15 protein-coding genes and 1 tRNA gene are annotated in these 20,433 nt (G+C 36.4%); 12 read left to right on the top strand and 4 right to left on the bottom strand.

All coding sequences use genetic code 11. The features are described from left to right. The first annotated feature begins 9 nt into the window (after positions 1 to 9). The 3 genes from xylE to D017_RS00940 all read left to right on the top strand — a co-directional run bounded on the left by xylE (position 10) and on the right by D017_RS00940 (position 8,815). Positions 10 to 1,431 (top strand): D-xylose transporter XylE, encoded by a 1,422-nt coding sequence (gene xylE / locus D017_RS00950; protein ID WP_035334185.1) that lies wholly within the window; start codon positions 10 to 12, stop codon positions 1,429 to 1,431. Between the two features lie 384 nt (positions 1,432 to 1,815). Beyond that, positions 1,816 to 5,877, top strand: a complete 4,062-nt coding sequence (locus D017_RS00945; RefSeq protein WP_225969319.1) for a hybrid sensor histidine kinase/response regulator transcription factor — start codon at positions 1,816 to 1,818, stop codon at positions 5,875 to 5,877. A 310-nt stretch (positions 5,878 to 6,187) separates the two neighbouring features. After that, the gene (locus D017_RS00940) at positions 6,188 to 8,815 is read left to right on the top strand and encodes a glycoside hydrolase family 3 C-terminal domain-containing protein (RefSeq protein ID WP_035334183.1); all 2,628 of its coding nucleotides are present in this window, start codon (positions 6,188 to 6,190) and stop codon (positions 8,813 to 8,815) included. A gap of 295 nt (positions 8,816 to 9,110) precedes the next feature. On the opposite strand, the gene D017_RS00935 is transcribed toward D017_RS00940, so the two are convergent. Beyond that, positions 9,111 to 9,184: transfer RNA gene (locus D017_RS00935), tRNA-Met, on the bottom strand. A 184-nt stretch (positions 9,185 to 9,368) separates the two neighbouring features. On the opposite strand from D017_RS00935, the gene D017_RS00930 reads away from it, so the two are divergent. Further along, positions 9,369 to 9,755 (top strand): START-like domain-containing protein, encoded by a 387-nt coding sequence (locus D017_RS00930; RefSeq protein WP_035334182.1) that lies wholly within the window; start codon positions 9,369 to 9,371, stop codon positions 9,753 to 9,755. Between the two features lie 51 nt (positions 9,756 to 9,806). Beyond that, positions 9,807 to 10,652, top strand: coding sequence for an aminotransferase class IV (locus D017_RS00925; protein ID WP_035334180.1), 846 nt, complete (start codon positions 9,807 to 9,809; stop codon positions 10,650 to 10,652). Here D017_RS00925 and D017_RS00920 read toward each other — a convergent pair. Next, positions 10,649 to 11,209, bottom strand: coding sequence for a YqgE/AlgH family protein (locus D017_RS00920; protein WP_035334178.1), 561 nt, complete (start codon positions 11,207 to 11,209; stop codon positions 10,649 to 10,651). The genes D017_RS00925 and D017_RS00920 overlap by 4 nt on opposite strands. A gap of 284 nt (positions 11,210 to 11,493) precedes the next feature. On the opposite strand from D017_RS00920, the gene menC reads away from it, so the two are divergent. From menC to D017_RS00895, 5 genes are all read left to right on the top strand, one after another. After that, the gene (gene menC / locus D017_RS00915; protein ID WP_035334176.1) at positions 11,494 to 12,528 is read left to right on the top strand and encodes an o-succinylbenzoate synthase; all 1,035 of its coding nucleotides are present in this window, start codon (positions 11,494 to 11,496) and stop codon (positions 12,526 to 12,528) included. 3 nt (positions 12,529 to 12,531) lie between these two features. Beyond that, positions 12,532 to 13,470, top strand: a complete 939-nt coding sequence (locus tag D017_RS00910) for a CPBP family intramembrane glutamic endopeptidase (protein ID WP_035334174.1) — start codon at positions 12,532 to 12,534, stop codon at positions 13,468 to 13,470. Between the two features lie 71 nt (positions 13,471 to 13,541). Further along, positions 13,542 to 14,636: an AMP-binding protein gene (locus D017_RS00905; RefSeq protein ID WP_035334172.1), complete on the top strand. Its 1,095-nt coding sequence runs from the start codon at positions 13,542 to 13,544 to the stop codon at positions 14,634 to 14,636. A gap of 284 nt (positions 14,637 to 14,920) precedes the next feature. After that, positions 14,921 to 15,406, top strand: coding sequence for a hypothetical protein (locus tag D017_RS00900; protein ID WP_035334170.1), 486 nt, complete (start codon positions 14,921 to 14,923; stop codon positions 15,404 to 15,406). Between the two features lie 92 nt (positions 15,407 to 15,498). After that, positions 15,499 to 16,809 (top strand): M24 family metallopeptidase, encoded by a 1,311-nt coding sequence (locus tag D017_RS00895; protein ID WP_035334168.1) that lies wholly within the window; start codon positions 15,499 to 15,501, stop codon positions 16,807 to 16,809. A 36-nt stretch (positions 16,810 to 16,845) separates the two neighbouring features. Here the strand turns inward: D017_RS00895 and xerD are convergent, their stop codons facing one another. After that, positions 16,846 to 17,748, bottom strand: coding sequence for a site-specific tyrosine recombinase XerD (xerD, locus tag D017_RS00890; RefSeq protein WP_035334166.1), 903 nt, complete (start codon positions 17,746 to 17,748; stop codon positions 16,846 to 16,848). 123 nt (positions 17,749 to 17,871) lie between these two features. On the opposite strand from xerD, the gene D017_RS00885 reads away from it, so the two are divergent. Together D017_RS00885 and aroQ are read left to right on the top strand one after the other, a co-directional pair. Further along, a complete protein-coding gene (locus D017_RS00885; RefSeq protein WP_035334164.1) occupies positions 17,872 to 18,480 on the top strand; it encodes a porin family protein in 609 nt (202 codons plus the stop codon). 110 nt (positions 18,481 to 18,590) lie between these two features. Further along, a complete protein-coding gene (aroQ, locus tag D017_RS00880; protein ID WP_035337767.1) occupies positions 18,591 to 19,013 on the top strand; it encodes a type II 3-dehydroquinate dehydratase in 423 nt (140 codons plus the stop codon). Between the two features lie 29 nt (positions 19,014 to 19,042). Here the strand turns inward: aroQ and D017_RS00875 are convergent, their stop codons facing one another. After that, positions 19,043 to 20,335: an ectonucleotide pyrophosphatase/phosphodiesterase gene (locus tag D017_RS00875; protein WP_225969318.1), complete on the bottom strand. Its 1,293-nt coding sequence runs from the start codon at positions 20,333 to 20,335 to the stop codon at positions 19,043 to 19,045. Between the last annotated feature and the right edge of the window lie 98 nt (positions 20,336 to 20,433).

The following is a 20,433-nucleotide window of genomic DNA, read 5'->3' as shown; positions in this document are numbered from 1 at the left end:
CTTAATTAGATGTCAAACGATAAAAAATCAGGCTATTTACTCAAACTTACTGTAGTTGCAACGCTAGGAGGGCTCCTTTTTGGGTACGATACAGGTGTTATTTCTGGAACCGTAGGTTCTCTAGATAGCTTCTTTGTAATACCCAAAGGGCTTAGTGAGACAGCAGCAAATGCTTTCAAAGGATTTATAGTGTCCAGTGCCCTTATAGGCTGTATTATAGGTGGAGCTTTGAGTGGTTTTGTAAGCCGCTGGCTAGGTAGAAGGAATGGATTAATTCTTGCGGCTATACTTTTCTTGATATCTGCCATAGGCTCGGCGATGCCAGAGTTGTTTTTTGAGAGTATAGGTCAAGGTGATCATACATTTAGTACTGTTTTTATCGTTTACAGAATTATTGGTGGTATGGGAGTTGGACTTGCGTCTATGATGTCACCATTATACATTGCAGAGATTGCGCCTGCAAATATTAGAGGGAAGCTTGTTTCTTACAATCAGCTGGCTATCGTTGCTGGATTTATGGTAGTTTATTTTGTAAACTACTTTATCTCAAAAACTGGAGGGTCTGACGAGTGGCTTAATACTTTAGGATGGCGTTATATGTTTGCTAGTGAAATTATACCTGCAGGGCTCTTTTTCATATTTTTATTAGGAGTACCAGATACACCACGCTCATTAATGCTACGTAACAATCCCCAAGAGGCACTTAACGTACTTGAAAAAGTGAACGGAAAAGTGGCTGGGCAGTATATTTTAGATCAGATCAAAGAGTCGCTCACGCAGCACTCGGGTAAATTACTATCCTTTGGATGGCTAGTGATTATTGTGGGGGTCTTACTTTCTATACTCCAGCAATTTGTAGGTATTAATGTGGTTTTATATTATGCTCCGGAAATCTTCAAGAAGATTGATCCTAATACGGACGGTGCGCTGTTACTCACCATAATTGTCGGTGTTGTAAACTTCTTATTTACTATCGTTGCTATAAAAACGGTAGATAAATATGGACGTAAACCTTTAATGATGATAGGTGCGTTAGGAATGGCTATTGCAATGTTCTCATTAGGATTTGTCTTTTTTACCGGTGCTACTGGATATCTCGCACTAGCATGTATGATGGTTTATGTGGCAAGTTTTGCTGTGAGTTGGGGTCCTGTTACATGGGTGTTACTCTCAGAAATTTTTCCTAATAAAATTAGAGGTCGTGCAATGTCTATAGCCGTTGCGGCACAATGGATAGCAAACTATCTAGTATCACTCACTTTTCCTATGATGGATGATAATACCTATCTAACCGAGCAGTTTAATCATGGTTTTGCATACTGGGTTTACGGAGGTATGAGTGTACTAGCGATGCTTTTTGTGTGGAAATTTATACCAGAGACCAAAGGAAAAACTCTGGAAGAGATGGAGGACGTTTGGATTAAGAAGTAATTGAGGTAGAATACGCTTTCGCGAAAGCGTAAATCAAATACATTTAATATTTTGCGACTATTCGTGATAATTATAGTATGTCAAACTGTTGGGAGGCTATTTTAATTAAAAAATAAAGTATTATTATACTTCAAAACGCACAGAATTTCTAGAAGAGTGTACTTGAACTTATCTATTAAAGAGATGGTAAAACTGGAAAGCACTATCGTAACTATTACTATGAGGTAGTAGAAGCACTTGAGGTCAGTTTGTTTTTGTGAAAGACAGTACCTTTAGATTTCAATAACTTTTTTCTTCATGATTTTCAGAAAATTACTTTTACTGATTACATTACTGTTTTGTCTTCAGTCATTTTCGACTCAAGCACAGAATGCTACAAAATCTTTGAATTTTGTAAGCATAAAGGATGGAATATCTAAAGTAGGGATCTCGTCTATTATACAAGATGATTACGGTTTTATCTGGATAGGTACCAACGGTAGCGGATTATACAAATTTGATGGTGTAACATATACTTCATATAGATATGAAGTAAATGCCCCTGCCTCTTTATCTAGTAATCTTATTTATAGTATGTATCTAGATACTGAAAACACACTATGGGTAGGTACAGAAGATGGTCTTAATCGTTATAATAAATCTTTAGATAGATTTGAGAAAGTCTTTTTAGGTAGTGAAGTGCTAGCCAATATATCAATATTGAGTATAGGAAACTCTAAAGACAATGAGCTATTGTTAGGAACAGAGGCGGGGCTGATAGTACTCAAAACAAAAACTTTAGAAAGCAAATATATAAATGATTATGATGGTAGAAATACTATTATACAATCTAGTCTTAAACTAGAAAGTGAATCACATCAAACATTTTTAGGAACCTTAAATGGATTACGTGTTTATAATGAACATACTAACCAAGTGTTATTGCCTTCTAGTGAATTAGAAAACACTCAGGTTTTTCAAAGTCAAATACAGACGCTTGTTTTTGACAAAGAAGATAACTTATGGCTAGGTACTATTTCTGAAGGTATTTATAAGCTCACCTTAAAAAATGGAACCACAGTAAGTAAGGTGGAGCATTTCCCGCTTTCGCGAAAGCGTATACTTTCTGCAATCACTTTATCAGATAATTCTTTATTGTTCGGTAGTGAGAACGATGGTTTATTTCATCTGAGAAGTGACGGAACGCTCATTAAACATTATCTATCTGATCGTACGGATGATAATAGTATTTTATCAAACTCTATCTGGTCACTTTTTCTGGACGATAATGAGAGAGTGTGGATGGGCTATTACAATAATGGCGTAGCTGTAAGTGATAAATTATATGACAAGTTTAATAATATAGAGAGCTTATCTAATAATGAAAACTCACTTAAAGAAAATTCTGTTACTGGTATGTCACAAGATGCCAGTGGTGATATCTGGATAGTGATGGACGGTGGTGGTCTGGATATTTATAGTCCCATTTCAGGTAAGATAACACACGTAAACGGAGAAGGTTATGGTTTGTACCAAGGTCTAGATAGTGACTATCTTCAAACTATTTTTATAGATAGCAAGGAGAATGTGTGGATAGGGAGCTGGGATAATGGTATCTACTTCTTAAAGAAAGGTTCTAGGGTATTTAAGAATTTTAATAGACTAAATACGGATGGAGCCCTTATCTCTGATGCTATTTTGAGTTTTGACGAAGATGAAAATGGAACAATCATTATAGGTACTTTTTATGGAGGGTTGCATACTCTTGATCCAGTCACTAAGACAATTGTACATCAAGATGGCGAAGCTTTTAAAAGTTTGGGCATTGAGACTAGTGATGTGCGTAAGGTGCTCGTAGACCGTGATTCTGCGATATGGTTGGGTTCTACAGATGGACTCTTTAAAATTGACCAATTTGCAAATAAAGAGTGGCGGGCGATTTCATTAGTAGACCGAATGGAAAAGCCAGGCGAAAATAGAAAGAGTGCGCGCCATATATTATCCTTATATCAAAGCTCAAATGGTGATATGTGGATAGGAACTAGAGGAGCTGGGGTGTGTCATTATAGCATACGTGATGATTCTTTCAGTTGGCTAAACACTAACAGCGGATTGAGCAATGATAACGTAGTAAGTATTATTGAGGGTAACGACGGCAATATGTGGTTTGCAGGTAATTCTGGAATTACTAAATATGATGTATTAAAAAACACGTTTACAGAATACACCAGTAGTGATGGTTTACTCTCTAACGATTTTAATTTTAATGCAGTCTTAAAGGATGGTGATGGTACATTATATTTTGGTAATTATAGGGGAGTTGACTTTTTTAACCCAGCCGAGATTGTAATAAACAACAACGTTCCTTCTTTATATTTTACAGGTTTAAAAATCTATAATGAAGAGGTAGATCCTTCACAAGAGGATGCTCCTATTAAAAAATCAATCGCTGAGACTAGTGAAATTATATTTAATCACAAGCAATCTGTATTTACTATTGAGTATGCTGGAGTAAGTTTTACACGTCCTGAAAAAAATCAATATGCGTACTATCTTGAGGGGCTAGAAACAACTTGGAATTATGTAGGAAATGCAAGAAGTGCTACTTATACAAATCTAGATAATGGCGATTATACTTTTAAAGTAAAGGTTGCTAACAATGATGGTGTTTGGAATGAAGATGTTCTAGAATTAAAAATTAAAATTCTTCCTCCTTGGTGGAAGACTAATCTAGCGATTGTATGTTATATCTTGTTATTTGTACTAGGCCTTTACGCTATAAGTAAGATTTCAAAGCAACGCTTACGCGAAAAAGAGGCAATCTCAAACGAGCGTGCTCAACGTGAACAAGAAGACATATTACACGAGAAAAAGCTACAGTTTTTTACAAACATCTCACATGAGTTTAGAACTCCACTTACTTTAATGATTAGTCCGCTGAAGGATATTCTCAATGACACAACACTCAATTTACCACAACGTATAAAGGAAAAGCATCATATCATTTATAAAAATACCGATCGATTATTTAGGCTCATTAATGAATTGATGGACCTACGTAAGCTCGAATTGAACAAATTACGAATACGAGCAAAGAAGATTAATGCACTTAGTTTTACCCAAGATATTATCTCATATTTTAAAGAGGAAGCATTTAATCGTAATATATATCTTTCGGTAGACGCCGCAATCCCAGATGTGAAGTTATATGCAGATGAAGGCATGCTTGAAAAAGTTATTTTCAACATCATGTCAAATGCTATAAAAGTAACCCCAGACGGCGGAGCAATAAATGTGGAGGTAAAATTAAACGAGGCTGGCGAGATAATGCCGTTAATTAATCCCGATAAAAAAATTGCAGTAGTCGAAATCATCATTAGCGACACTGGACCAGGACTTAAAAAGAAACAACTCAAGCGTATATTTAATCGTTTTTACCAAGTAGAAAATCTTAATAAAACTTATTATGGTGGGACAGGTATAGGTCTAGAGGTTGTAAAGGACTTGGTACAGCTTCATCGAGGTGAAATCAAGGTAGATAGTAAGTATGGGGAAGGAACAACATTTAGAATATTATTGCCCTCTGGTAAAAAGCATTTTAAAAAGAAAGAATTAATATCAAAAGAAACAGATCTCGAGATACAGAAAGAAAAAACACCACAAACATTCATAACAAATATCCCAGAAGAAATTGATGTTCTACCTACACATAGGTCGCACACCCTATTGATAGTGGAGGACAACGCGGAACTTAGAAAATACTTGCGTAGCGAACTTAAAGGGACGTATAAAATTTTACAAGCGGCTAATGGGGTTGAAGGACTCAATGTTGCTAAAGAATCGAATCCAGATATTATTATTACTGATGTGATAATGCCTGAAATGGATGGTTTTGAATTTTGTAAGCAAATTAAAAATGACATACGCACAAGCCACATTCCCTTATTAATGCTCACAGCCAAAGCGCTCATAGACGATCGTATAGAGGGAATAGGGTATGGCGCAGATGCCTATATGGTAAAGCCCTTTGATTTTAGACTACTCAAATTACGTTTGGAGCAGCTCATTAAGAGTAGACAGTTGATATTTGATAAATACTTTGGAGCCATAAGTGGATCAGATGAGAATGCTAGTGCAACCTCTATTGATAAAGTATTTATACAGAAGGTACTAACTTATGTAAATAATAATATGAGTGATTCTAATTTAAGTGTCGAGTCATTAGCATCAGAACTTAGCCTTAGCAGGAGTCAACTCTATCGCAAGGTTAAATCACTCACGGGGCAAACAGTTAATGAATTTGTGCGTAAGCTTAGATTAGAGCGAGCTAAACAGATATTGCAAACTGAAAATGCAAACGTAAGTGAAGTCTGTTATAAAGTTGGCTTTTCCTCACCTTCATACTTTACGAAGTGTTTTAAAGCGCATTTTGGAATTCTACCTACGGAGGCTCAGCCTAGAGATTGATTAATATATAATCTTCTATTTCCTTTAAGAAATACATTATAATAGCATTTTTTAAAACATCACTTACAATCAAATCTCTTCGCTAGATACATTTCTCCCTTAGCAATTGGCTAGTTTCGGTCATGTAAGAGAAATGAAGCACGATATAGTTCAAATGTTGCATTTGGGGCATATAAGCACTTAATCGCAACATAAATGGTATGTACTGCTTAATGTCTTCTAACCAGTATGTTGATAAAGAGATTAAATTTGGGAGTGTTGAGAATAAAATTCTTGCATTTATAAATAGTTTAATTTTTACAGTAGCCGAATGAATAGAATACTTACTATATCAATTTTAGCAATATGTATTGCATTGCTCTCGAGTTGTGAAGAAAAGGCAATCTCTTATGAGTTTGCATTTCAAAACCAGAAACTTCCACGAGAAGATCGTGTTAAAGATTTGATTAATCAAATGACTTTAGAAGAGAAAGTTTCTCAAATGCGTTATGATGCTCCGGCTATCGAGAGATTAGGGGTGCCTGAATATAACTGGTGGAATGAATGCTTGCACGGTGTGGCGAGAGCTGGACTAGCAACAGTATTTCCACAAGGAATTGGAATGGGTGCTACTTGGGATTCGGACTTAATTCACGACATGGGTGTAGCTGTTTCTGATGAAGCTCGAGCAAAACACCATAAGTTTGTAAATGAAGGTAAAAGAGGTATTTATCAGGGTTTAACGTTCTGGACTCCTAACATTAATATATTTAGAGATCCTAGATGGGGCCGTGGGCAAGAAACATATGGAGAAGATCCTTATTTAACTAGTCGTATGGGTGTAAACTATATTAAGGGACTACAAGGTGATGATCCAGATTACTTAAAGGTGGTTGCCACTGCAAAGCATTTTGCGGTACATAGTGGTCCAGAGAAATCTAGGCATGAGGATAATTATCATACTACAGATAAGGATTTATACGAAACTTATTTACCTGCCTTTGAGGCAGCAGTCAAAGAAGCAAATGTACACTCGGTAATGTGCGCTTATAATAGGTATCGAGATGAAGCTTGTTGTGGTAGTAATCTATTACTTAATAGGATTTTACGAGATGATTGGGGATTTAAAGGATATGTTGTTTCAGATTGTTGGGCAATCAATGATTTCTGGGAACCTGGAAAACATGGATTGACAGAAACTCCAGCAGCCGCAGGAGCATTAGCAGTTGATAGAGGTACAGATTTAAATTGTGGAAGCGTTTATGATCCTTCTCTTACGGAAGCTGTTCTCAAAAAGCTGATAGATGAGTCCAAATTAGATATTGCGCTAACAAGACTGTTTTCTGCGCGTTTTGAATTAGGAATGTTTGATGATAATGTTAAGTGGGCAGATATTTCTTATGATGTGGTTGCAAGTGAAGAGCATTATGAATTGTCTAAAAAGGTTGCGAGAGAATCAATGGTGTTACTCAAAAATGAGAATAACCTCTTGCCATTGAATAAGGATATAAAATCTATTGCTGTTATAGGTCCTAATGCAAATTCAAAGCAAGCATTACTAGGGAATTATCACGGTACACCTGCAAACTATTATACACCGCTAAAATCTATAAGAGAAAAACTTCCAAATGCTCAAGTACTTTACGCTTTAGGAAGTGATGTTGCTGAAGGTTGGCCTATTCTTGATGTTATTCCAGCTTCTGCATTATCACATTCTGGTAAGCCTGGTTTAAAAGCAGAATATTTTGCTAATCGTTCATGGAAAGGTGAACCTGCATTTACTAGAGTAGATGAAAATGTAAATTTCATTTGGATGCCAGAAAAGCCAATTGATAGTTTAGGTACTGATACCTTCTCGGTACGTTGGTCTGGAGAGCTTACAGCCCCAGAGAGTGGTACCTACAGAATTGGGGTGAAAGCGAGTAGCGCTGCTAAATTATATGTAAATGATTCTTTACAGTTTGAGTTTATGGATGACCACGAGCCTAAGACTAAATATTTTGATGTAGCACTTGATAAAGGAGAAGTAAGTAAAGTACGCATTGACTATTATAATTACCATGCAGATCCGCAAGCTCATTTTGTCTGGGCAAAAATGAATCAGGATTTAATTACTCCAGCCCTAGAGGCAGCAAGAAAGTCTGAAGTTGTTATTCTTTGTTTGGGTCTCTCACCAGATATTGAGGGAGAAGAGATGCCGGTATTACTAGAAGGATTCGATAAGGGTGACCGTTCAGAAATTACACTCCCTAAAACTCAAATAGAACTTATGAAAAAAGTTCAAGCACTTGGTAAACCAACCGTTGTTGTTTTGATGAATGGAAGTGCTCTTGCAGTTAATTGGGCTGCAGACAAAGTGCCCGCTATACTTGAAGCTTGGTATCCAGGTGAGTTTGGTGGTCAAGCAATAGCAGATGTGTTATTTGGAGATTATAATCCTGGAGGGAAATTACCTGTTACTTTTTATAAGAGTGTTAATGATCTGCCTGATTTTAAATCTTATGACATGGAAGGTAGAACCTATAAATATTTCAAAGGAGAACCACTTTTCCCTTTTGGTCACGGACTGAGCTACACAACTTTCAAATATGACAATCTTACTCTAAACGAACAAATAGGAGTAAAAGCACCACTCAAATTTTCGGTAGATGTTCATAATACAGGAGATTTGGATGGAGATGAAGTTGTTCAGGTTTATGTAAAACACAAAGGAGTAGAGGGAATGAATCCTAATCGTAGTCTTGTTGCATTTAAGCGTATTTCATTAGCAGCAGGATCGTCTAAAACGGTTTCATTTGAGGTTGCTCCTGAGACCTATGCACGAATAAATGATGATGGCCAGAAGGTTTTTGAGCCACAAGATATAATTGTTGAGGTAGGTGGAAAGCAACCTGGATTTGAGGGAATAGCAGATGCGCCTACCACAGAGGTGTTGGTGAAAAATATTATTATTAAGTAATATCTGATTGTTTCATGCCTTATAATTACCATTTTGCACAAATTTAAGTGTCAAAAATTACTAAGGTCTAAAGAAGATTATAATGTTACGTACTACGTTATTTCATACCTAGGTTGCATACAGTAAGATAATTGTGAATTTACAACCTTTGTCATGCTTATTTGTATTGATAGTGTCTAGAGTAATTAACTCTATAAAAAGCTGAGAAGTTGATGAATACGGATAGTTTACATTTCAACGAAAATTTCATATAACAAAAAAGGCTTCACATTTCTGTGAAGCCTTTTTATTGTTGTAGCGAGAGGGGGGCACGATCCCCCGACCTCCGGGTTATGAATCCGACGCTCTAACCAACTGAGCTACCTCGCCATAATTATAAATTGCAGTTTTAAAGAGAAAGCAATTTACGTTGTTGCTTAAGCAATGTTCCTAAGCGGGTGCAAATATAAAATATATTAGTGGTTGTGCAAACCTCTTTCTTAAATAAAATCAATTTAATTACTTTGTTCTCCTAATTACTTTCAATATATTGTCATACCATTAAGAAATTTCTATGAGCGATAAAATTAAATATGAGATTGAGTTTGTTGTAAGGGCTTCTCCTTCTTTGTTATACCAATACATAGCTACTCCATCAGGGATGAGCGAGTGGTTTGCAGATAATGTAAATTTAAGAGGCGACCACTATACTTTTATTTGGGATGGAAGTGAAGAAAAAGCAAAGCTTCTTACTAAAAAGAATGGTGATCGTATAAAATTTCAGTGGGCAGCAGACGAAGGTGAGGAGTATTATTTTGAATTGCGCCTACAAGTAGATGAGATTACAAAGGATGTATCACTTATGGTAACAGACTTTGCAGAGGAAGATGAAGTAGATGAAGGTAAAATGTTTTGGGAAAATCAAATTTCAGAGTTGAAACAAGTAATAGGCTCATCATAACTAAAGCCTAATTAATATCTTTGCACCGCCTCCCAAAAAGGCGGTTTTTTTATGATCAATCACAACGGAACTTTATTCTCACCAGAAGACGCGCAACTTAATCCATTTAATAGAGGTTTACTTTATGGCGATGGACTTTTTGAAACAATCAAGGCAGTAAACGGGAAGCTTCTTTTCTGGGAAGACCACTACTTTAGACTCATGGCTTCTATGCGTATTCTCCGCATGGAAATCCCTATGGAATTTACGCCAGAATTTCTCGAACAAGAACTCTTAAAAACACTTGAAGCATCAAGTTTAATTGATCAAACTGCTCGTATACGCATTACGGTGTATAGATCTGGTGGTGGTAAATATCTTCCGGAGGAGCGTGGTGTGGGCTATTACGCTTTCGCGAAAGCGCACACTAATCCATTTTATCTTCTCAACGAAGAGCCGTATGAAGTTGAGTTGTATAAAGATCATTACATAAATGCAGATTTAATATCTACGCTCAAGACTACAAATAAGATTGTACACGTTACAGGGAGCATCTATGCTCAAGAAAATGGATATGATAACTGTCTTCTAGTAAATAATGAGAAAAATATAGCCGAAGCACTTCAAGGAAATTTATTCTTAGTAAAAGGAACTCATATTAAAACGCCGCCACTATCTGATGGTTGCTTGCGTGGAGTTATAAGGAAACAACTCATCAGTATAATAGGATTGATGGATGAATATACTTTTGAAGAGGCATCAATATCACCTTTTGAATTACAAAAGGCAGATGAGCTTTTTATTACAAACACAATTATGGGAATACAACCCATTACAAAGTATAGAAAGAAGCAGTTCAAGATAGATACAGCCTCTGCACTTCTTAAAAAGCTTAATGTAAAAGTAAGGTTGGGTTAATTATATTGTGGATTCTCAGGAGCATTAGACCATAACGCATAATCGCCGCCTATCTCAATAATTTTATCTCTCCACAGCGCTGTGTGGTTATCTTTAAGTAGCTCGTCTTGCTGTTCATTTTCAAGAATTACCCAGCTGTTCTGGATAATCTCTTGATTAAGTTGGTTACTGTCCCACCCACTATATCCAAGAAAAAATTTAATTTTCTCACAGCATATCTCTTCATTTATGATAAGTTCTAGAGCTCTTTCAAAATTTCCTCCCCAGTAAATGCCTGATGCTATCTCTAGACTACCTTCTATAAGATCTGGCGCAGTATGTATGAAATATAAGTTCTCTTGCTCTACGGGACCACCATTGTATATGGGCATCTCACAATCTTCTATACCTTCTATTAAATCTGATAGTTTGACATCCAGGGGTTTGTTAAGAATAAACCCTACAGAGCCTTTATCATTATGATCTGCAAGAAGAATAACAGACCTAGTGAATGAAGTATCACCCAGTATTGATGGTTCGGCTACTAATAAATGTCCCTTTGTAGGATATGCAATCATAATAGTGACGTTTATTTATATAAAACTACTTATTTTTTTTATTACAAAAAATATATTTCGAATATTTTTAACTTGTAAAAATTTGAGTTAAATAATTGTTTTATAGGTATTTATGATTTTGTTGTTTGATGTCTATTGAAAAGAACATAGATGTAAGGCAATAAATAGGGGATGAACCGCTTGCTTGTACACTAAAAGAGTGATTATTCAAATTCTTGAGAATACTATTCTATGAGTAATGTATGCCTATGATTAAGTATTTTTACTAGACCAATATAATTCTATTGAAAGCACAGTATAAAAAACATATTTTAGAGTTTAAAAGACCTAGCGGTACTTCTCGAGGTATATTACGTACTAAAGAGACGTGGTATATTATTATTCAAGATGCTGGTAAAACTGGTGTAGGTGAGTGCGGTATCCTCAGGGGTCTTAGTTATGATGACGTGCCAGATTATGAACAAAAATTACAATGGGTTTGTAATCATATTTCAAATGGGCCTCAGGCGCTTTGGGATGAGCTAATGGAATACCCAAGTATACAGGCAGGTGTCGAGATGGCGTTCTTATCACTCGCGTCTAGTGATCCCTTCGTTCTATTTCCATCTTCTTTTACAAAAGGAACATCGGCTATAGATATTAATGGACTTGTGTGGATGGGAGATGAGGATTTTATGAGAACCCAAGTAGCCGAAAAGCTTGAGCAAGGTTTTGATTGCATAAAAATGAAAATAGGTGCTATTGAGTTTGAAGACGAAATGGCGATTCTTTCCTCTATAAGAAAGGATTATAGTAAAGAGCAGCTTACCTTGCGGGTTGATGCAAATGGTGGTTTTGCTTTCGCGAAAGCTAAAGAAGTCCTAGCCCAACTAGCTGAGCTAGATATTCACTCGATAGAACAACCTATTGCTACAAAACAGTGGAAGGAAATGGCCGAATTATGTGCCAGTACACCTACACCCATAGCGCTAGATGAAGAACTCATAGGAGTGACAGATCTCGCTTCAAAACGTGAGCTACTAGAAACTATAAAACCGCAATATATTATTTTAAAACCTAGTTTTGTAGGAGGTTTTAAGGGAAGTCAAGAGTGGATTGATGTGGCAGATTCATTAGGAATCGAATGGTGGATTACTTCTGCATTAGAAAGTAATGTTGGGCTCAACGCAATCGCACAATGGACACACAAAATAGGAGCAAAAGGACCTCAAGGACTGGGTACAGGTAGTCTTTTTACAAATAATATTCCATCACCACTAGAAGTAGTGAATGGAACTTTAAAAATGAATAATAACAAGCAGTGGGATTTTAAATTATAATATATGTATATAGAGCAGGCGTATAAGAGTTTACACGAGGGGTGGAGATACATAGTAGGTTTCTTAATAATATTCTTTGTAGGATGGCAATTTTTAGGAGTAATCCCTATAACGGTAGGATCATGGATGAAAGCTGGCGATATAGATACCTTTATGGAAGCAGGTGAAGAGAACTTCTTTCCACTTTTTGAGGGAGAAAGTAATCTCTACTTAATACTTGCACTTTGCACCTTTTTAGGAGGGTTACTTGGACTCGTTATTGTGGTAAAGTATATTCATAAACAGCGATTTACAAAGCTAGTAACCGCTAGAAAAAACATAGATTGGTCCCGTTTTTTCTTTGCATTTACCATTTGGGGTATATTTTCTGTGGTATCCACAGTAGTGGCCTACTATTTTGCCCCAGAAGATCTTGTGTGGAATTTTAATCTCATGCCTTTTCTTGGGCTTCTAGCAATCACCTTAATATTGTTGCCCTTACAAACTTCTTTTGAAGAGTTTCTTTTTAGAGGGTACTTAATGCAGGGAATAGGAGTCGCTGCAGGTAATAAGTTTGTACCTCTTATTATCACATCACTCATTTTTGGACTCATGCATGCACTTAATCCGGAAATTGAAAAGCTTGGATATAGTATTTTATCTGTGTACATAGGTCTAGGTTTCTTTTTAGGAATTATAACGCTCATGGATGATGGAATGGAGCTCGCATTAGGGTTTCATGCGGCAAATAATATGTTTATTGCACTTCTAGTTACTTCAGATTGGAGTGCATTGCAAACCAACTCTATTTTCTTGGATGTTGCAGAGCCTTCAGCTATAGGTCAAATAGTTCCAATCTTTATAATACTGCCTATTCTTATGTTCGTTTTTGCGCGAAAATACAAATGGTCCAACTGGAAAGAGAAACTCACAGGAAGTGTAAAGCCTCCTGTTGCTGATTAAGTAGTTGCCTAGGCATACATTTTACGTTTGCTTAATATTAATCTTACACGGAACCCGTATATTTAAAATATATGACGGAGCTTGTTGAAAAATATACGCGCTTACATCCTAAATTTAAGCTTAACGGCGCTTCATTTACTATTGCTTCATTAAAGGAGCAAGCGCACACCTTTATTAAAGAAGGTGAGCCTTATGAAGAATCTGTAGGTGAGTTTATCTTAGAATGGCTAGATGCTAAGAAGTATGTGACAGTACATACATCTGGATCTACAGGAACACCTAAGCCTATTAAAATAAACAAGAAGCACATGATTAATAGTGCAAAGGCAACAGCAAAACATTTTAATGTTTTTGAAAAGACAACGGCATTGTTGTGTCTTCCTGCGCATTACATCGCTGGTAAAATGATGCTTGTGAGGGCGATGACATTGGGATGGCGTATAGATATGGCGCAACCAAAATCCAATCCGCTGGATGCTGTGTATAGAACGTATGATTTTTGTGCGATGACACCTTTTCAGCTTGATAATTCACTATCAAGATTACACTTACTTTCTAAGCTCATTGTAGGAGGAGGTGCAATATCACCAGCACTTTCTTTAAGGCTGCAGGGTCTAAAAACCAAGGTTTATGAAACCTATGGAATGACTGAAACCGTTACTCATATTGCAGCGAGGAGGGTTAATCCTAAAAAAAATAAAGAAGGAATTATTCCTTTTAAATTGCTAGATAAAGTCACGGTAGATACAGATAGCAGAGACTGCCTTGTTATAAAGGCTCCTAAAGTAAGCTCAGACCCAGTGATTACAAATGACCTTGTAAAGCTCATAACCTATAAAAAGTTTATCTGGCTAGGTCGTATTGATAATGTGATAAATAGTGGTGGAGTAAAATTGTTTCCAGAACAAATAGAAGCTAAGTTGGCGCCATATATCCACGTTCCATACTTTGTCGCTGGAGTCCCAGATCAATTGCTGGGAGAGCAATTAACGTTATTTGTAGAGCAAGAAGAACCTCTTTTTATTAAAGAGCATGTTACTGATATAAAGGATTTTGGTCCTTTTGAACTTCCTAAAATAGCAGTTTCTTTAACTTCCTTTAAGCGCACAGCAACAGGTAAAATTCAACGGGGTCAAACCTTAAAAGAGTATTTAAATAGTTTATAGGTTTGAGGCTACGCTTTCGCGAAAGCGTAAATACCCACACTAGCTTATCTTAATTTTTGATAAGGGGGCTTTATCTATAAACCTAAATCAGAAGTTTTTCATTTCAATAACAGAGGGCAAAAAAGCAAATAGCATAAATAATTTAGGCAGTGCCATTACTTTGAATACATCAACGATGTTGCTAGAAATCCTTATGTAATTAAGGATTTATGATTTTAGGCATCATTATTGGATACGAGTAATCACAAAATAATTATGCATATTTGCAAAAACTGATAGTCGAGATGATGAGATATTTTATAGTAGCAGTAATGATGTTGTGCCTAGTGAGTGTAGAGGCTCAAGGATTTGGAGGTCAAAGCGGCACTAATTTTAGTGGTAGAGGTAGGCGTTTAGTTCCATCTACACCCGGAGTAGCAGCGTCGTATAATGAAAAGCCAGATGCCAACATTTTAAGTATAGAAAGAGCAAATATGTACGAAGAACTTTTAGGACTCGACGTATTTACAAAGGAGGTTTTGAAAAGCTATTTGAAAGATCATTATACAAAACTAATTCAAATCCAATTTGATGAAGAGTCTCCTCTAGAAGAGCGTAAAAAGAGCGTAGAAGCACAAAAAAAAGAGTTCAAATCTTTACTTGATGATTTCCTTCCAGAAGAGCAAGTAGAAAGACTTATTATTGAAGAAGAGACAGGAAACGCAGAAAAGAAAGTGAAAAAGCAAAAGAAAGAGCGCAAGAAAAAGCGCAAAAATAAAGGTGACAAATAAAATAGTCATACAGCAATTTATATATAAGAAAAGAGTATTCATTTGAATACTCTTTTTTGTTTTTAGTATTTTTAAGGACTAGCAACTTAACTATGAAAGCATTACTATTACTTTTACTACTTCCATTTACATGCATGTACGGTCAGATTTTAACAGAACGCGATAGGGCAGATGTAATCGATGAGGTATTGGCAGATAGATTTGATAATCTGTTACCTACTTTAATGGATCGCTCAGATATCGATATGTGGGTTGTGATTTCTCGAGAGTATAATGAAGATCCAGTTATAAAAACCATGCTTCCTTCTACCTGGCTCAATGCGAGAAGAAGAACCATATTAGTTTTTTATAGAAATAAAGAAGAGAACACAATTGAAAAGCTAGCAGTCGCTAGATACAACGTAGGGAAGAATATCATCTCTGCATGGGATAAAGAAAAACAACCAGATCAATGGGCACGTCTTCTAGAGATTATAGAAGAGCGCAACCCTTCAAAAATTGGTCTTAATTATTCTGATAATTTTGGTCTTGCAGATGGAATTGTAAAGACAGATTATGAGGCATTTATATCAAAATTATCTCCTGCCCAACAAGCAAAAGTAGTCTCTGCACAAAATCTAGCTGTAGGATGGCTAGAAACACGCACGGCACTTGAAATGAAATATTTTGAACAGCTAGTAGATGTGACTCATGATATTATAAAGGATGCCTTTAGCTATAAAGTGATTGTCCCAGGTGTTACAACTACAGATGATGTGGTGTGGTACTTACGCCAGCGAGTTACAGATATGGGACTGGAAACATGGTTTCACCCTACAGTTGATATCCAGCGATCTGAAGAAAAATTAGAGAGTCATATAGTATCATTTTCTAATAGACCAGAAGGTAAAGTAATCCAGAAGGGTGACTTGCTACACTGTGATTTTGGAATAACTTACTTACGACTCAATACAGATTGCCAGCAACACGCATACGTTTTAAAGGATGACGAGAAAGAAGTGCCAGCATTCTTGAGTAAGGCTTTTGCAGATGGTAATCGTGTGCAAGATGTGCTTGCCTCAAATTTTAAAACAGGTAAAACAGGTAATGAGATACTTTTAAAATCATTAAAAGAGGCTAGAGCAGAAGGTCTTGTTCCGTCTATTTACACGCATCCACTTGGACACTACGGTCATGCCGCTGGCCCTACGATCGGGATGTGGGATTCTCAAGGAGGGGTGCCAGGTACAGGAGATTACAAACTCTACGAGAACACGGCATATGCTATAGAACTTAATACAACAGTAACTATTCCGGAGTGGAATAAAGACATTAGAATTATGCTTGAGGAAGCAGGATTCTGGGGTGAAGATGGCTTTAGGTATGTTTCAGGAAGACAAGAGGAAATACTTATTGTAAAGTAGTATAGTTACGCTTTCGCGAAAAATTGAAAGAAAACCCTAAGAGTCCTTTCTAGGGTGATATTTCTCCATCACACGAGCGAGATCACTGCGGTCTACATGCATATAGATTTCGGTAGTTGTGATGCTCTCGTGACCTAACATTTGCTGAATACTTCTCAAATCGGCGCCATTTTGTAAAAGGTGGGTAGCAAAGCTGTGACGAAACGTATGCGGGCTAATACTTTTCTTAATTCCAGCTTTTACAGCGAGATCTTTTATGATTGTAAAAATCATGGCACGTGTGAGCTGGCGACCTCTTCTATTTAAAAATAGAATATCTACATGCTCTGGCTTGACGTCTATATGCGTTCGTATTTCATTACGGTAAATGTCGATATACTTTTGAGTATGCTCACTTATAGGGACAAAGCGCTGTTTGTCTCCTTTACCTATCACATTTATAAACCCTTCTTCAAAATATAAGTCAGAAAGTTTTAGGCTTATTAATTCTGTTACTCGAAGTCCGCAAGAATAGAGTGTTTCTAGCATTGCGCGATTACGTTCTCCCTGAGGCGTAGAGAGATTAATGGCGGAAATAAGAGCGTCTATTTCCTCTTCAGCTAATGTGTCTGGAAGTTTACGACCTAATCTAGGAGATTCTATAAGATCTAATGGATTATCTTTTCTATAATCTTCAAATATCAGGTAATTAAAAAAACCTTTAAGTCCAGAGATGATACGCGCTTGTGATCTAGCTTGTACTTCCTTTGCTATGGTATATATAAAATCTTGAATGTCATCTTTAGATATAGTAATAGGGTCTTGTGCACTATCTAATTGCTCTAGATGGCGCGTTAGTTTCTTTAAGTCTCGAGCATAATTGTCTATAGTGTTCTCAGAGAGACCACGTTCTATACGTAGGTAGCTTTTATAGTTTGATATGCCTGTTTCCCATTTCACGAAAGTGAAAATACAATTATTAAAGGATTCTCAATTAACAAGAGTTTAGAAAGTGCCTAACACGCATTTAACAGGATGATGGATAGCTTTGAATAACATTTAAAAACAAACACAAACACAAACATGAAAAAAATAGTAGTAGTAGCCATCGCAGCCTTATTTGGAACTGTAGCAGTTCAAGCACAAGACGAGGTGTCTTTTGGGGCAAAGGGAGGAGTTAACTTTGCAACCGTAGGAGGTGATGATTTTGATGATCCAGATGCAAGAACAAGTTTCCATTTTGGAGGATTTGTAGAAGTGCCTATCTCAGAGAAATTCTCAATACAGCCGGAGGTTTATTATTCGGGTCAAGGGTATGATATCCAGAGTGTTGATAACGGAGACGATGTTGAGTTTCAGCTAGATTATATTAATGTGCCAGTACTTGCAAAGTACTACTTTGTAGATGGGTTTTATGGGGAAGTAGGGCCACAAATAGGATTTAATGTAAATAGCGAGATCGATTCTAATCCTGATGGTGATTCTGGAGATATTAGCTTTAATAACGATGCCATAAACACGGTAGACTTTGCTGTTGTAGGTGGCTTAGGATATAAACTTAACAATGGTTTATTTTTTAACGCACGTTATAATCTAGGACTTTCTGACGTTTTTAGTAGTGAAGATTTAGGAGGTTTTGACCTTGATGCTCGTAATAGAGTATTTATGTTAGGAGCTGGATTTGCATTCTAGAAATTAATTAGTAAGAATTGTGAAAAGCGCCTCACTGTAGGCGCTTTTTTTACGCCTTGTAAATCTGTATTTTTATGCTTTCGCGAAAGCGTACTCAACAACTATATCCTATGAAATTACTTATAATTAATGGCCCAAATTTAAATATGCTCGGTAAGCGTGAACCAGAAATTTATGGGACTCAAACATTTGAAGACTATTTTACAAAACTTCAATTTGCATATAAGGATACAGAGCTTAGCTATTTTCAAAGTAATATAGAAGGAGAGCTCATTTCAAAATTGCACGAAGCAAATGATACATTTGATGGAGTGATTTTAAATGGTGCAGCTTATACGCATACCTCTGTGGGATTAGGGGATGCCGTAGCATCTATAAGTACACCTGTTATAGAAGTTCACATTTCAAACACATTTGCTAGAGAAGAGTTTAGGCATCATTCTTACTTGTCAAAATACGCAAAAGGGGTAATTATAGGTTTTGGTCTTAGAAGTTATGATCTCGCCATTGAGAACTTTTTGATGAAGGATTAAAAGAGATTTTAAACCGCTATGCAAAGCAGTTATTCTCTAAGCATGTCTCTTAAGTAAGATAATTTGCCATCTACATTACTAGGTACAGAAAGTCCTAGAATTTTACATATCATAGGGTATACGTGAATGTTTTTTACAGAAGGTAATCTTCCTCCCGCGTTTATCGCTGGACCTTTTGCATAAAGAATACCGTGCATATCTTTTAAAGCAGGAGTGAACCCATGTACACCAAAGACTTCTTGGTTTCCAGTTTTTCTTCTTTCGATACTCTTACTTGAACTAAAGTAATACCCATGATCAGGAATTACTTGTATGGGTCCCCAGTTTTTATTCTTTGGGACATACTCAAAATGTGGTGTGTCTTTGGTTTTATAAACCGTGAATTTGTTTTCTAGTTTCTTTAATTTATTGAAAATTTTATCTGTTTCCGCACTAGTATGAGGGTGTATATTGAGAATGACACCGTTGTCAATCATGTTGTAAAGCGCATCGTTAATTAGTGGCTCCGTACTAATGAGTTTTTCAATAGATTGCTCTGCCATACCATGGTCTGAGGTAATAACAATATTTACTGGTAATCCCGTGTTATCAACGCGACTGAATAAATTTCCTAGTGTACTATCTAGTTTAAAAAGCGCTTCTTTTAGTTTCTCTTTACTGTTTGGGCCGTAACGATGTCCAGTATCATCCATATCAGAGAAGTATAGAGTGATAAGATGTGGTCTTGTTTGTTCGGGCATTTCTAACCACTTTATTGCTTGATCTACGCGTTCTTGATTGGTTGCTTTCCCATCGTAATTATAATAGTAAGTAGGGTGTACACCTTGAATATCTGCTTCTGTGCCAACAAAAAAGTAACTAGCCGTTACCATACCTTCACTATTTGCATTTACCCATAATGGAGTTCCATTATAAAAAGACCCATCTACCACGGTCTCTCGATTACCTATGCTGTATGTTTTTTTCTTTTCATAATTATAATATGAGTTTGCAAGCAGGCCGTGATTATCAGGATACATTCCTGTTGCAATCGTGTAGTGATTAGGAAATGTTTTTGTGGGAAAAGATGGTATCAAGGAAGCAGCTTGAGATCCTTCTTGTATAAATGAACTTAAATGAGGAGGGTTATAAGTATTTACATAATCGTGTCTAAAACCATCGAGTGATATCAATATTACGTATGGTTTTTTTAAAGACTCTGCAGTATTTACTGTAGTAAGTGGAGCAAAACGATTTACGTTTGAAGCAGGTCCACACGACCCTAATATGAAGGAAATTACAAAGAGATGTAATAATTTAAAGAAATCAAAATGTTTCATCATACAGCTGTTAATTACCAACAGTAAAGCTAACTATTTTGAGAGGTTATAAAACAGAAAATCCTGCCTAAGGCAGGATTTTCTAAAAACTTCATATGAAT

It is taken from the genome of Dokdonia sp. PRO95 (assembly GCF_000355805.1).
Lineage (GTDB): Bacteria > Bacteroidota > Bacteroidia > Flavobacteriales > Flavobacteriaceae > Dokdonia.
The sequence above is the reverse complement of the archived record's forward strand: the minus strand, read 5'-3'. Positions and strand labels throughout refer to the sequence as shown.

What these genes read in the sequence shown, in the direction of transcription:
- D017_RS00920 (WP_035334178.1), bottom strand. Translation starts at nt 11,209, where the DNA reads ATGATTGCATATCCTACAAAGGGACATTTATTAGTAGCCGAACCATCA.
- D017_RS00895 (WP_035334168.1), top strand. Translation starts at nt 15,499, where the DNA reads ATGAAAGCATTACTATTACTTTTACTACTTCCATTTACATGCATGTAC.
- D017_RS00925 (WP_035334180.1), top strand. Translation starts at nt 9,807, where the DNA reads ATGATCAATCACAACGGAACTTTATTCTCACCAGAAGACGCGCAACTT.
- D017_RS00900 (WP_035334170.1), top strand. Translation starts at nt 14,921, where the DNA reads ATGATGAGATATTTTATAGTAGCAGTAATGATGTTGTGCCTAGTGAGT.
- D017_RS00875 (WP_225969318.1), bottom strand. Translation starts at nt 20,335, where the DNA reads ATGATGAAACATTTTGATTTCTTTAAATTATTACATCTCTTTGTAATT.
- D017_RS00930 (WP_035334182.1), top strand. Translation starts at nt 9,369, where the DNA reads ATGAGCGATAAAATTAAATATGAGATTGAGTTTGTTGTAAGGGCTTCT.
- xylE (WP_035334185.1), top strand. Translation starts at nt 10, where the DNA reads ATGTCAAACGATAAAAAATCAGGCTATTTACTCAAACTTACTGTAGTT.
- D017_RS00885 (WP_035334164.1), top strand. Translation starts at nt 17,872, where the DNA reads ATGAAAAAAATAGTAGTAGTAGCCATCGCAGCCTTATTTGGAACTGTA.
- D017_RS00905 (WP_035334172.1), top strand. Translation starts at nt 13,542, where the DNA reads ATGACGGAGCTTGTTGAAAAATATACGCGCTTACATCCTAAATTTAAG.
- aroQ (WP_035337767.1), top strand. Translation starts at nt 18,591, where the DNA reads ATGAAATTACTTATAATTAATGGCCCAAATTTAAATATGCTCGGTAAG.
- D017_RS00940 (WP_035334183.1), top strand. Translation starts at nt 6,188, where the DNA reads ATGAATAGAATACTTACTATATCAATTTTAGCAATATGTATTGCATTG.
- D017_RS00910 (WP_035334174.1), top strand. Translation starts at nt 12,532, where the DNA reads ATGTATATAGAGCAGGCGTATAAGAGTTTACACGAGGGGTGGAGATAC.